This window comes from Prochlorococcus marinus str. MIT 9312, assembly GCF_000012645.1.
GTDB lineage: Bacteria > Cyanobacteriota > Cyanobacteriia > PCC-6307 > Cyanobiaceae > Prochlorococcus_A > Prochlorococcus_A marinus_L.
Genome location: NC_007577.1, coordinates 1,493,972 through 1,508,162 on the forward strand (window position 1 = coordinate 1,493,972; position 14,191 = coordinate 1,508,162).

Consider the following 14,191-nt stretch of genomic DNA (forward strand, 5'->3'; position numbering starts at 1 on the left):
TCTATATTCCTCCAATGCTTACTTGATCTTTTTTTTTCTTACTATTAATCATGAGCAAACAAGTTGCATATTTAGGTCCTCAAGGGACATACGCAGAAAAAGCAGCTCATATATTATCAAAGCTTGCCAATTTTCAGACACCTATATTTGTACCATGTAACGGACTACATTCGGTTATAAAATCATTAGCCTACAAAAATTGTGATGCTGCTGTAGTTCCTATTGAAAATTCTGTAGAAGGTGGAGTGACAGCCACTCTAGATGCCCTCTGGAAATTTCCTGATATTTTTATCAATAAAGCAATTGTTTTACCCATCAAACATGCATTAATTAGTGATGGAGAACTTTCAAAGATTTCAGAAGTATTATCTCATCCTCAAGCATTAGCTCAATGTTCAGAATGGTTATCTGAAAATCTTCCAAATGCTATCCCTCTTCCAACAAATTCAACATCAGAAGCTGTGAATATGGTAAAGGGAAGTCAATTTAGAGCAGCTATCGGTTCAAAATCATTAATTCAAATTGAAGGGCTTAAAGAATTAGCCTTCCCTATTAATGATGTTCCAGGTAATTGCACTAGATTTGTCTTATTGAGCAAAGAATCAAATTCTAATTCGCCTAATCTTGCCAGTTTTGCTTTCTCATTAATCTCCAACAAACCAGGTGCTTTACTTAAGGCTATAAATTATATTGCTGATTTTGGCTTTAATATGAGTAAAATAGAGTCTAGACCTTCTAAAAGAGAGTTAGGGGAATATATTATATATGTTGATTTAGAAATCAATAATCAAAATAATATTGAAAACTTTCTTGAATTAAAAAATCATCTCAAACCCCTATGCAATAACTTTGTAGATTTTGGAAATTATTTTTCTGAGAATATTGAGTTAGATTAATTTATCCTCTACATTTATAAACTCCAAACTCCATTAAACCTTTTCTAAATGCCCAATTCATAAGAAGTATTGTCGGGATCTCTCTTATTGACTTAACTATCGCTAAAGGTCCAAGAGTTAAAATTGCAGAAGGTCTTCGAATTCCCTCGATTATGGAGTCGTACCATGAAGGATTTGTATAAAAATTCCAATTTTCAGAAACAACTCTTCCTGCACTATTTTTATTAGTACTAAGAATATTAGCAAATTCGTTAATGCTTATAAAATCAGGATGAACCCACTGATCAAGTAATTGTTTAAGAACCAACTTTTCAAAAAAAGAAGGAGGATATGATCTGAGATCTCTTGAGTTCCAATCAGCTAATGCCAAATAACCTCCGGGTCTCAAAGTTCTCAGCATTTCATCTGCAAACTTAGTTTTATCATTCATGTGTGCGCCCGCCTCCACACTCCATACCGCATCAAATGATCCATCTTTAAATTTTAAATTCAATGCGTCCATAACTTGAAAATTACAATTGAGTCCAAGAGGAGTAAGTTCTTTTGCTCTTTTTACTTGAGCAGGACTAATTGTAATTCCAGTAACATTAAATCCATAATATTTCGCAAGAATCCTAGAACTTCCTCCTATTCCACAACCTACATCGAGTATTCTGGATCCTTTTGGCAATTTATCTAAACCACTCCACTTGACTAATTCATGCACAAACTGAACTTTAGCCTTTCTAAAATCAATATTCTTCCCATCTGAGGGATAAAAGCCTAAATGTATATGCTCTCCCCACAATCTCTCAAGCAATTTATCTTGGGTCCAAGCATCATATGCAGATGCCACTGTGCCAGAAGAAATATATTTTCTAGGATTAATTCTCCAGACAAAAAACAAAGCTAAAAGAAATAAAACCAGTAAAAAAAAAGGTAAAAATAATTCAACCATTTAATTTTCTTTTATATCAGGAAAACTTTCTTTCAAAGCAGTTCTTGCAGCCAGTTGTTTTCTTGTATGATCAAGCATTTCATATTCTCTTTGCAAACGAGTATAAGTATTTCTTTCCTCTAGAAGTCTTTGCTGCTCCTCTGCAACAGGACCACCCAAATGAGCTCCTATCCAAAATGATAATTCCATAGGATTGTTAGGTAGTTTATCAGGTAGGTTTTTTTTTGTATTTGTCAATTTACTTGTTAAGTTAATAACATCATTAAGTGCTTCAGTAACTAAATCTTTTAAAGAATCTAATTTTTGAAGATCATCAATCTTTTCATCACTAATCCAACTTACCATCGCTGAAAAATATGGAGTTGAACGAGTTATTTCTAATACTTGGAATCTTTGTTGTCCGAGGGTGATAATATTACTTCTTCCATCCTCTGCAGTTTGATGTTTTAAAATTTGAGCACAGCATCCAACTTTAGCCATACTTTTAGTATTTGAATCCAACTTTATAACGCCAAACATAGAATCACTCTCTAGTACAGATTTAAGCATAATTCTGTATCTAGATTCAAAAATATGTAAAGGCAATATTTCTTGAGGGAAAAGAACTACCTCTGGCAAAGGAAATAAAGGTAATTCCCTTACTGAGAGCTCTCCCATTTAAACCTCATTAATGTTTTTTTATACTAATCAATTTAAGTCCTTTTCGGGATTTCTTAAAGTTTAACTTCTATATCTACACCACTAGGAAGATCCAACTTCATTAAGGCATCAATAGTTTTTGCGGAAGGACTATAAATATCTATTAATCTTCGGTGAGTTCTTGTTTCGAAATGCTCTCTAGAATCTTTATCAACATGTGGTGACCTCAAAACACAATAGATTTTCCTTTTAGTAGGTAGAGGTATTGGACCTATTGCTGAGGCAGATGTAGTATCGGCGGTTTGAATTATTTTTTCACAAGACAAATCAAGCATTCTTCTATCAAATGCTTTTAGTCTTATTCTTATTTTTTGTTGTGCAATTGATGCAGTCATAATTTCAAATTAATTTCTAGTGGTAGGCCATTGATTAACAATGGCCCTAGTCCATTGACTTATTTTAAGTGATTGAGGTTAAATTCTTAAAATTCAAACGTCTTATTTGAGAATTTTAGAAACAACTCCAGCACCAATAGTACGTCCACCTTCACGAATTGCAAATCGCATACCTTGTTCAATAGCTACTGGACAAATTAATTCTCCAGTCATCTTGATTCTGTCACCTGGCATAACCATTTCAACATTAGAACCGTCATCAGAAGTAAAGGCTGTGATTTGACCTGTCACATCAGTTGTTCGGATATAAAACTGAGGCCTATAACCTGCGAAGAAAGGTGTATGTCTGCCGCCCTCTTCTTTCTTTAGAACGTAAACTTCTCCTTCAAACTGAGTATGAGGGGTAATGGATCCTTTCTTAACGAGTACCATTCCTCTCTCAATATCCTCTTTCTGAACACCACGTAAAAGTAAACCAACATTATCACCAGCCATACCTTCATCAAGAAGTTTACGGAACATTTCAACTCCAGTAACTGTTGTCAATCTTGTATCTCTTATTCCAACTATTTCAACTTCTTCTCCAACCTTAACTTTTCCTCTTTCAATTCTTCCAGTAGCTACAGTTCCTCTACCAGTAATTGAGAAAACGTCTTCAACTGCCATCAAGAATGGTTTATCAACTTCTCTTTCTGGTTCAGGAATGCTTGCATCAACTGCTGTCATTAATTCTTCTATTTTTGATTCCCAAGTAGAATCACCTTCAAGAGCTTTTAAACCTGAAACTTGAACTATAGGAATATCATCTCCAGGGAAATCATAACTATCTAATAGTTCTCTGATTTCCATTTCAACAAGTTCAATAATTTCTTCATCATCGACCATATCGCACTTGTTAAGAGCTACTACAAGAGCAGGTACTCCAACCTGTTTAGCTAGAAGAATATGCTCTTTTGTTTGCGCCATAGGGCCATCGGTGGCTGCACAAACTAGAATAGCTCCGTCCATTTGGGCGGCTCCTGTAATCATGTTTTTTACATAATCAGCATGTCCAGGGCAATCAACATGAGCATAATGCCTGCCTTCAGTTTCATATTCGACGTGAGCTGTATTAATAGTAATGCCGCGCTCTCTTTCTTCAGGAGCACCATCAATGTCTCCATAGTCTTGAGCTTGAGCTTGACCTTTTTTTGCTAATACGTTTGTAATAGCAGCAGTAAGTGTTGTTTTTCCATGATCAACATGGCCAATAGTACCTATGTTGACATGTGGTTTGTTCCTTTCGAACTTCTCGCGAGCCATTTTGAATTAAAGAATCGAGGGTTTAAGAGTGTTTTAGTTTAGAGATCAGGAGTTGCCCTGATTCTTGGTAATGATAGCTTCAGCAACATTACGAGGGACTTCCTCATAATTTGCGAACTCCATTGAGAATATACCCCGACCTTGAGTCATTGATCGGAGTTGAGTGGCATAACCGAACATTTCGGCTAAGGGCACTTTGGCCTGTACCTTAGACAATCCATCATCAACAGATTGTCCTTCTACTTGACCTCTTCTAGAGGAGAGATCACCAATTACAGATCCAAGAAAGTCGTCAGGACTTTCGACCTCAACTTTCATCATAGGCTCTAAAAGGACAGGGTTGCATTTTTTAACCCCATCTTTAAAAGCCATGGAACCTGCAATTTTGAAGGCCATTTCTGATGAGTCTACATCGTGGAATGAACCATCGACTAGTGTTACTTTTACATCAATGAGTGGATAACCGGCAAGAACACCAGATTCACAGGTTTCTTTCATTCCATTAGATGCAGGACCAATGTACTCTTTCGGTACAGCTCCACCAACAATTTTGTTAACAAATTCAAACCCTTTACCAACTTCAGCAGGTTCCATTTCAATTATTACATGACCATATTGACCTTTTCCTCCAGTTTGTCTTGCATATTTACCTTCACCTTTAGAGCTAGACCTGATGGTCTCTCTATATGAAACCTGAGGAGCTCCAATATTAGCTTCAACTTTAAACTCCCTTAACATTCTGTCTACAAGGATTTCTAGGTGCAACTCGCCCATACCAGCAATAACAGTTTGATTTGTCTCCGGATCAGTACTTACCCTAAAGGTTGGATCCTCTTCGGACAAAGCAGTTAAAGCTTTTGATAATTTTTCCATATCACCTTTGGTTTTTGGCTCAACGGCCACAGAGATAACTGGTTCGGGGATAAACAAGGTCTCTAAAACTATAGGATCTTCTGTATTACATAAAGTGTCACCAGTTGTAGTGTTCTTAAGTCCTAATACAGCTCCTAAATCTCCAGCTCTCAATTCATCAACCTCCTCTCTTTCATCAGCCTTTAAAATTACTAATCTAGAAATTCTCTCTTTAGCATCTTTAGTAGAATTCATGACATAACTTCCCTTTGAAAGAACACCCGAATACATCCTTACAAAAGTTAATTTCCCATAGGGATCTGACATCACTTTGAAAGCTAATGCACTGAAAGGGGCATTATCATCAGAAGGTCTAACATCTTCTTTGCCACTTGGTAAAACACCTTGAATTGGCTTCACATCAACTGGAGCTGGCAAATAATCGACAACAGCGTCTAAAACAAGTTGGACACCTTTGTTCTTAAAGGCTGACCCACACAATACAGGAACTAGTCCATGTTTTAAAACCCCTTCTCTTATCCCTTTTTTAAGTTGTTCTTCAGATAATTCTCCTGTTTCGAGAAATGTTTCTATTAGCTCTTCATCATTTTCTGCAACACTCTCCATCAATTTATATCTCCACTCAGCAGCTTCATCATCCATTTCAGATGGAATTGGTGCTTCCTGAATATCAGTACCTAAGTCATTTTTGTAAAGATATGCTTTGTTAGCAACCAAATCAATAATGCCCGTGAGATCTCCTTCAGCTCCAATAGGTAGCTGAATAGGAAGTGCATTTGCTTTTAGTCGGTCTTTAATTTGATTATTAACTTTTAAAAAATCTGCGCCAGTCCGGTCCATTTTGTTTACAAAAACCATTCTTGGAACAGAGTATCTATCTGCTTGTCGCCAAACTGTTTCAGATTGAGGCTGAACTCCTCCTACAGCACAAAATACAGCAATAACTCCATCTAAGACTCTCATTGATCTTTCCACTTCAATAGTAAAATCAACGTGTCCTGGAGTATCAATAATATTGATTCTGTGATCTTGCCAACTTGTAGATATTGCAGCAGCAGTAATAGTTATGCCTCGTTCTCTTTCTTGGGCCATCCAATCTGTTACGGCAGCACCATCATGAACTTCTCCAATCTTGTGAACAACACCTGAATAAAATAAGATTCTTTCAGTTGTTGTTGTCTTCCCTGCGTCAATATGAGCGGCTATACCTATATTCCTAACTCGTTCTAGGGGAAAGTCGCGTGCCAATTTTAAAGCTCCAAATACAATAATTTTTGATAAGTATAGTTCACCCTAAAAGTAAACTTTTATAATAATAAACTACTTCAGTACCTTTTTGACGAAATTAATATCGGTAATGTGCAAAAGCTTTATTAGCTTCAGCCATTTTATGGGTATCTTCTCTTTTTTTAACTGAACTACCAGTTTCATTCGCTGCATCCATCAACTCACCAGCTAGTTTTTGGGACATACTTTTACCATTTCGTGCACGAGAGAATGTAACAAGCCATCTTAATGCCATAGCTGTGCCCCTTTCCTGGCGAACTTCCATAGGCACTTGGTAAGTTGCACCACCAACTCTTCTAGCTCTTACTTCAACAAGGGGAGTAGCATTTTTCACCGCTGTTTCAAATAATTCGACTGCATCCCCTCCAGTTCTCTCACTTATTAAAGAAAAAGCATCAGACAATATTCTTTGAGCTGTAGATTTTTTACCGTGTTTCATCAATCGAGAAATCATCATTGAAGCTAAACGACTATTAAATTGAGGATCAGGTAGAACTGGTCTTTTTACTGCTGCATTCCGACGTGACATGTTTTTTAAAAGTGATGTTTACAAATTAATCTTTTGGAGCTTTTGCTCCATACTTAGATCTGGATTGACGTCTATCTTTGACTCCAGCCGTATCTAAAGTTCCTCTTATTATATGATATCTGACTCCTGGTAAGTCCTTAACTCTTCCACCCCTAAGTAGTACTACAGAGTGTTCTTGCAAATTATGCCCAATTCCAGGGATATAAGCTGTCACTTCAAAACCAGAAGTTAATCTTACCCTTGCAACTTTTCTTAAAGCTGAATTAGGTTTTTTAGGTGTTGATGTATAAACTCTTGTACATACCCCTCTTCTCTCAGGGCAGGATTTTAATGCAGGAGATTTTGTTTTCCTAGTCAGACGTTTTCTTTCTGAACCTATTAATTGTGAGATGGTGGGCATTTATTATATTTAGAAAAAAATAAACATCTAATCATAATAACCTTTTATGTGCACCAACTAAAAGTTTTTAATCATATTTTTTTAAAATTTGTGAATTTAAAATTCTTTGGTAAATATTAATTATCTCTAGATTTATTTTCATATTTATTTTTATAATGGAAATACATAAATAAATAAATAGAATTAAATAATCTATGGGAGAGAGTATTAAAAGAATCGTTGAGCCATATCAAGATAGTTATTCCCCAAATGGAATAATTGGTGAGAAAGATTCGTGTGGAGTTGGTTTCATAGCAAATGTCAAAGGTATTGAAAGCAACTGGATCCTTAAACAATCCCTGAAGGGTCTTAACTGCATGGAACATAGAGGAGGTTGTGGTGGAGATAGTGACTCAGGAGATGGAGCAGGAATTTTATGTTCAATTCCATGGAAATACTTAGAAGAAAAAATGAATCTACAAAATAAAAAAGACTTTGTTAGAGGTTTAGGCATGGTTTTTATGCCTAACAAAAAAGAGAAAATTGAAGAATGTAAAACAATATGTGAGGAAGAAGCAAAAAAATTAAAAGTAAAGAACACATTTTGGAGAACAGTCCCTGTTCATAATGAAATTTTAGGTCCTTTAGCTAAAGCAAATGCTCCATTCATAAGTCAGTGGATTTTATACATAGATAAAAAAGATAACCAGGATATTGAGAGGCTTTTATTTCAGTTAAGGAAAAGAATTGAAAAAAAAATAAGAGTTACTTTTAAAAATCATGTTGGGGATTGTGAATTTTATTTTGCTTCACTAAGTTCTCAAACAGTTGTGTATAAAGGTATGGTTCGTTCTGAAATATTATCTGAGTTTTATCAAGATCTAAAAGAAGATAGTTTTAAGGTCTCATTTTCTGTTTATCATAGGAGGTTTAGTACAAATACACTTCCAAAATGGCCGCTAGCTCAGCCTATGAGATTTTTAGGGCATAACGGTGAAATAAATACTCTCTTAGGCAATATCAACTGGGCTAAAGCTTCAGAAAAACATATAGATGATTTTTGGGGAGAGTTATCTAATGAAATCAAGCCCATTGTGGATGTAAATAAAAGCGATTCTTCCAATCTTGATGCAACCCTTGAAATTAATATTCGTTCAGGTCAGCCAATTACCGACTCATTATTAAAACTTGTTCCTGAAGCATTTAGAGGTCAACCAGAACTTGAACAAAGAGAAGAAATTAAAGCATTTTATGAGTATTCTGCGAGCCTACAAGAAGCTTGGGATGGTCCTGCTCTCCTTGTATTTGCTGATGGGAATTTTGTGGGGGCCACACTTGATAGAAATGGTCTAAGACCAGCAAGATATTCAATTACAAATGATGGTTTTGTAATAATGGGTTCTGAAACAGGAGTAGTAGATCTTGAAGAGGAAAAAGTAATAGAAAAAGGTCGATTAGGACCGGGACAAATGTTAGCAGTTGATTTTCATCAAAATAGAATCCTAAGAAATTGGGAGGTAAAATCCGAAGCGGCTCAAAGACATCATTATAAAAAGCTCCTAAATAAAAGAACAATAAAAATTGATAATCATGAATGGTTGAAAGACTGCAAACTAAAAGACCTTGAGTTGTTACAACAACAAACTGCATACGGGTTTTCAGCAGAAGATAATGACCTTATCTTAGATTCAATGGCTTCATTAGCTAAAGAGCCTACTTATTGTATGGGTGATGACATCCCATTAGCAGTGCTTTCATCAAAGCCACATATTCTATATGACTATTTCAAGCAAAGATTTGCGCAAGTTACCAATCCTCCTATTGACCCTCTGAGAGAAAAACTTGTAATGAGTTTAGAAATGCATCTTGGTGAAAGATGTACACCTTTTGAGATTAAAGATCCCAAACCTTTTGTTCATTTAAAAAGTCCAATTCTCAATGAGGAAGAACTAATATCAATAAAAAATTCAAAAATTAAATCTCAAACAATTTCAAGTTTGTTTGATATAGAGGAAGGTGTTCAAGGTTTAGAAAACCAATTAAAAGCAATTTGTAAACAGAGTGAGCTCTCTATCGAAGAAGGCTGCTCTTTAATAATTATTTCTGATAAAGGAATTAATCCTAAAAAGACTTTTATTCCCCCTTTACTTGCTGTTGGATCAATTCATCATTATCTTCTTAAAAAAGAAATCAGACTAAAAGCTTCTCTTATAGTTGAGACAGGTCAATGTTGGAGTACACATCACTTAGCTTGTTTAATTGGTTATGGTGCAAGCGCAGTTTGCCCTTGGTTAACTTTTGAAGCAGGAAGACACTGGTTAAAACACCCAAAAACTCAAAAACTTATAGATAGCAAAAAAATAAATACATTATCAATAATTGATGTTCAAGAAAATATTAAAAAAGCTTTAGAAGATGGTCTAAGAAAAATTCTTTCAAAAATAGGTATCTCACTTTTGTCAAGTTACCATGGTGCACAAATTTTTGAAGCCGTAGGCCTTGGTTCTGACATAATAAAAATTGCTTTTGATGGTACAACAAGCCGAATTGCTGGAATAACATTAAAAGAATTAACTAATGAAACACTTTCGATACATACGAAAGCCTACCCAGAGATCGATTTAAAAAAATTAGAATTTTTAGGATTTGTACAATTTAGAAATAATGGTGAATATCACTCCAATAACCCAGAGATGTCCAAAGTTTTACATTCGGCTGTAAAACAAGGCCCAGGTTACGATCATTTTGAAACTTACAAACAACTCATAAGTAATAGGCCTACCACATCTTTAAGAGATTTATTAACAATTAGTTCTAAAAGAAAAAGTATTCCATTAGAGAAAGTTGAAACTGTTGAATCAATTTGCAAAAGGTTTTGCACTGGAGGAATGAGTTTGGGTGCATTATCAAGAGAAGCCCATGAAGTTTTAGCAGTTGCAATGAATAGAATTGGTGGGAAAAGTAATAGTGGGGAAGGAGGAGAAGATCCAGCTCGATTTAATGTTTTAAATGACATTAATGCAAATACTCAATCAGCGACATTGCCATTTATAAAAGGTCTAAGAAATGGTGATACCGCATGCTCAGCTATTAAACAAATAGCATCAGGTAGATTCGGGGTTACGCCTGAATATCTAAGAAGTGGTAAACAACTCGAAATTAAAATGGCTCAAGGAGCGAAACCTGGAGAAGGAGGACAATTACCAGGTCCAAAAGTTGATTCTTACATCGCAAAGCTAAGAAATAGTAAACCTGGAGTAGCTCTAATATCTCCTCCACCGCATCATGATATTTATTCAATTGAAGATTTAGCTCAACTAATCCATGACTTACACCAAGTCCATCCAAAAGCAAAGGTAAGTGTTAAGCTTGTTTCTGAAATTGGAATAGGCACTATTGCTGCCGGAGTAAGCAAAGCAAATGCGGATGTAATTCAAATTTCAGGACATGACGGAGGTACAGGTGCTTCACCTTTAAGTTCTATTAAACATGCAGGTTTACCATGGGAATTGGGTGTCGCTGAGGTTCATAAATCTTTATTAGATAATAACTTACGAGAAAGAGTAATATTGAGAACTGATGGAGGTCTTAAAACAGGCTGGGATGTTGTTATTGCTGCTTTACTAGGTGCTGAAGAATACGGATTTGGTTCAGTAGCAATGATTGCTGAAGGATGCATAATGGCACGTGTTTGTCATACAAACAAGTGTCCTGTTGGAGTAGCTACTCAAAAAGAAGAATTAAGAAAAAGATTTAAAGGTATTCCAGAAAATGTTGTTAATTTTTTCTTATATATTGCTGAAGAAGTAAGACAGATAATGAGTAGCATCGGTGTTGCTAATATGGAAGAACTTATTGGTAATCAAGAATTTCTTTCTACAAGAAATATAGGTCTTCCAAAAACTTCTAATATTGATCTTTCTTCTTTAGTAAATAATGAATGCTCAAACAATGATAGATCATGGTTAAAACATTCAAAAAATGCTCATAATAATGGATCTGTGTTAGAAGACGAGTTTTTGTCGGATGCTGAATTCATAGATTCAATTAAAAACCACGAAAAATTAACCAAAGAAATTAAGATAAAAAATACAGATAGAAGTGTTTGTGCGAAAATATCAGGCGAAATCGCAGAACTTCATGGCAATACTGGCTTCAATGGCGAACTCAGCTTAAATTTCAAAGGATACGCAGGACAGAGCTTTGGGGCATTTTTATTGAAGGGAATGAATATCCAATTAATAGGAGAAGCTAATGATTATGTATGCAAAGGAATGAATGGAGGAATACTAACTATAATTCCACCGAAAATAGATAAAAGCTCCTCCGAGCAGGTTATTTTAGGAAACACCTGTCTTTATGGCGCAACAGGAGGAAAATTATTTGCATTAGGTAAATCGGGAGAAAGATTTGCAGTAAGAAATAGTGGCGCTACAGCAGTAACAGAGGGTGCAGGTGATCATTGTTGTGAATACATGACTGGTGGTAAAGTAATTATTCTAGGTTCTGCAGGAAGAAATATTGGTGCTGGCATGACTGGTGGAATAGCTTTTATACTCGATGAGAATAATGATTTAAGTAATAAAGTTAATAAGGAAATAGTTAGTATTCATAAAATAACTTCATCAAAGCAGGAAGAGATCTTATTGGAAATTATTAGAGAATATCTAGCAAAAACAAATAGCTTAAAGGCTGCCAAAATAATAGAAAATTGGTCTTTTTTCAAGAGTGCATTCAAATTAATAGTTCCCCCAAGCGAGGAAGAAATGCTTGGCATAAAATAAAATGTAAATGCCTTTATTTGTAAAAACTGAAATCATAAAAAAAGAATATTTAATTAATAATGATTTAAAAAGAGCAATAATTAACGAACATATTAATTGGATAAAACAATTAAAAAAAGAGGGTATAAATATAAAAAGTGGTTTTTTGATTGATGAGTTAAAGAGGCCTGGTGACGGCGGATTACTCATTCTTGAGATGAATAATTATAAAAATGCACTAAAAATAATCAAAAATGATCCAATGATTACAAATAATCTAGTTGAGTGGAAATTAAATGAGTGGGTAGATTCAGATCAATGAAAAATGACTATCTTGGATACTTTTTCATAAGTTTTTGAATCTCTTCTGCATGGTAACTGCTACGAGTTAGAGGAGAACTAACTACTTGCATAAAGTCCAAATCTTTTTCCCCAAAAACTTTAAAATAATTAAATTTTGAAGGACTCACAAATCTTTGAACAGGTAAATGATTAGGGCCAGGAGATAAATATTGACCAATAGTAACTATATCAACGTAATTACTCCTTAAATCCTCAAGAAGATTCAAAACCTCCTCATCTTTTTCCCCTAAACCAAGCATAAAGCCAGACTTTGTATAAACTTTAGGAGAATAATCTCTAGTTCTTTTAAGTAACTCTAGAGTTCTCTCATATTTACCCTGAGGCCTTACTTTTTTATATAGCGATGGCACAGTTTCTATATTGTGGTTTAAAACGTTTGGATTGGAATCAAGAACTTTTTCAAGAGCTTTCCAGTTGCCACAAAAATCTGGAATTAAAAGCTCGATCGTAGTTTCAGGAGATTTTTTTCTTACTTGATAAACACATTCAAAAAATTGAGATGCGCCACCATCCTCAAGATCGTCTCTATTAACTGATGTAATTACAACATGTTTAAGCCTCATTCTATAAACTGCTTCGGCTAGACGATATGGTTCTGTTGGATCTAATTCCCTTTTAGATCTATCAAAATCAATATCACAATATGGACATGCCCTAGTACAGCCAGGACCCATTATGAGAAAAGTCGCAGTTCCACTAGCAAAACATTCACCAATATTTGGACAGCTTGCTTCTTGACATACAGTATTGAGATTTAAATCATTTAACAAATTTGCAGTATCCCCAATTCTCTGAACTTGCGGAGCTTTTACTCTTAACCAATCAGGTTTTGAACTTAAACTATTAGGATTTTTAGTCAAATTAATTCGTTCTTGCCTGTAATTTTATTTTACTAAAAACAGGATAAATTAACTATTAATAATTTCAAAGATGAAGCCTATTCAATAGAAGTCAAAAAATAAAATTAATTCTACTAATCCATCTACACTTTAGAAAATCCTAATTCAAGTTACTAGTTAAACAATATACACGTTTCATTAACTAAAATAAAAACAGAATTTAGAACAGTCTTTTTAATACAGATATCAAAACAGTTTTATCATAGCCTATATCACTAGATTAGATCTATAATTAATATTTTTTGTACTAAAAAGTGTTTTTTTATTTATTTATTGATACACTAAAAAATATATGTAAGAAAACATTGACTTTTAAATTCAAAAGAAAACGTCTTTTACTATCTAAAAAAAATAAAAACTATAAAGCTATAGGATATGCTAGAGCTATTCATAATGAATTTGAATATTTAGAGGAGCAAATAAAAAATTTAAAGGAAAAAGGTTGCAGTGAAGTATTCTCTGAATTTGTAAGTTTAGATGAAGAAATCAAACCCCAACTAAATAAAGCTATAAATTGCTTATCTAAAGGAGATGAATTAATAATAACTAAGCTTGATCGAGCATTTAAAAATAAAAAAGAATGTTTGATGACAATAAATAAACTCATTAATCAGGATATTAAATTGCGAACTCTGACTGGATTTTTTGCGGATTATGATTCCTCTAAAACAAATTCTTCAATTTTTAAGATTTTATATGAATTGGATAATTTAGAAGACAAAAGTTTAGGGGAAAGAAAAAAAGAACAACTATTACGTAGAAAATTATCCGGGAATAATCTAGGAGGAAGGCCAAAGATCAGTCCTTTAAAAGAATCTCTAGTAATCAGATTACGTAATGAAGGATATTCATATCGATCAATAAGAGCACAAACAGGAATTGCATTGTCAACAATTAGGAGAGTAATTTTGGAAGGAGAATTAAACTAA

General features: G+C 34.3%; 12 protein-coding genes. 4 read left to right on the forward strand and 8 right to left on the reverse strand.

Annotation, left to right across the window (positions count from 1 at the left end):
• The first annotated feature begins 50 nt into the window (after window positions 1-50).
• Complete coding sequence (gene pheA, locus PMT9312_RS08225) at window positions 51-896, forward strand: prephenate dehydratase (RefSeq protein ID WP_011377138.1); 846 nt, start codon at window positions 51-53, stop codon at window positions 894-896.
• 1 nt (window position 897) lies between these two features.
• On the opposite strand, the gene PMT9312_RS08230 is transcribed toward pheA, so the two are convergent.
• The 7 genes from PMT9312_RS08230 to rpsL all read right to left on the reverse strand — a co-directional run bounded on the left by PMT9312_RS08230 (window position 898) and on the right by rpsL (window position 7,258).
• Entirely contained in the window at window positions 898-1,833 is a 936-nt protein-coding gene (locus tag PMT9312_RS08230) for a methyltransferase domain-containing protein (protein ID WP_011377139.1), read from the reverse strand.
• On the reverse strand, window positions 1,834-2,490 hold the full coding sequence (locus PMT9312_RS08235; RefSeq protein ID WP_011377140.1) for an LON peptidase substrate-binding domain-containing protein: 657 nt from the start codon (window positions 2,488-2,490) through the stop codon (window positions 1,834-1,836).
• A gap of 56 nt (window positions 2,491-2,546) precedes the next feature.
• Window positions 2,547-2,867 carry a 30S ribosomal protein S10 gene (rpsJ, locus tag PMT9312_RS08240; RefSeq protein ID WP_011377141.1) on the reverse strand — a complete coding sequence of 107 codons (321 nt, stop codon included), beginning with the start codon at window positions 2,865-2,867 and terminating at the stop codon, window positions 2,547-2,549.
• Between the two features lie 102 nt (window positions 2,868-2,969).
• Window positions 2,970-4,169 (reverse strand): elongation factor Tu, encoded by a 1,200-nt coding sequence (gene tuf / locus PMT9312_RS08245; protein WP_011377142.1) that lies wholly within the window; start codon window positions 4,167-4,169, stop codon window positions 2,970-2,972.
• 45 nt (window positions 4,170-4,214) lie between these two features.
• The gene (fusA, locus tag PMT9312_RS08250; RefSeq protein ID WP_011377143.1) at window positions 4,215-6,290 is read right to left on the reverse strand and encodes an elongation factor G; all 2,076 of its coding nucleotides are present in this window, start codon (window positions 6,288-6,290) and stop codon (window positions 4,215-4,217) included.
• Window positions 6,291-6,387: 97 nt separating this feature from the next.
• A complete protein-coding gene (gene rpsG / locus PMT9312_RS08255) occupies window positions 6,388-6,858 on the reverse strand; it encodes a 30S ribosomal protein S7 (RefSeq protein ID WP_011377144.1) in 471 nt (156 codons plus the stop codon).
• 25 nt (window positions 6,859-6,883) lie between these two features.
• Window positions 6,884-7,258 carry a 30S ribosomal protein S12 gene (rpsL, locus tag PMT9312_RS08260; protein ID WP_011377145.1) on the reverse strand — a complete coding sequence of 125 codons (375 nt, stop codon included), beginning with the start codon at window positions 7,256-7,258 and terminating at the stop codon, window positions 6,884-6,886.
• A gap of 194 nt (window positions 7,259-7,452) precedes the next feature.
• Between rpsL and gltB the strand changes: the two genes are divergently transcribed.
• Both gltB and PMT9312_RS08270 read left to right on the forward strand, forming a co-directional pair.
• Window positions 7,453-12,021, forward strand: a complete 4,569-nt coding sequence (gene gltB, locus PMT9312_RS08265) for a glutamate synthase large subunit (protein WP_036924686.1) — start codon at window positions 7,453-7,455, stop codon at window positions 12,019-12,021.
• Window positions 12,022-12,028: 7 nt separating this feature from the next.
• Complete coding sequence (locus PMT9312_RS08270) at window positions 12,029-12,322, forward strand: YciI family protein (protein WP_011377147.1); 294 nt, start codon at window positions 12,029-12,031, stop codon at window positions 12,320-12,322.
• A 7-nt stretch (window positions 12,323-12,329) separates the two neighbouring features.
• Here the strand turns inward: PMT9312_RS08270 and lipA are convergent, their stop codons facing one another.
• Window positions 12,330-13,223 carry a lipoyl synthase gene (gene lipA, locus PMT9312_RS08275; protein WP_011377148.1) on the reverse strand — a complete coding sequence of 298 codons (894 nt, stop codon included), beginning with the start codon at window positions 13,221-13,223 and terminating at the stop codon, window positions 12,330-12,332.
• A gap of 344 nt (window positions 13,224-13,567) precedes the next feature.
• Between lipA and PMT9312_RS08280 the strand changes: the two genes are divergently transcribed.
• A complete protein-coding gene (locus tag PMT9312_RS08280) occupies window positions 13,568-14,191 on the forward strand; it encodes a recombinase family protein (protein WP_193741866.1) in 624 nt (207 codons plus the stop codon).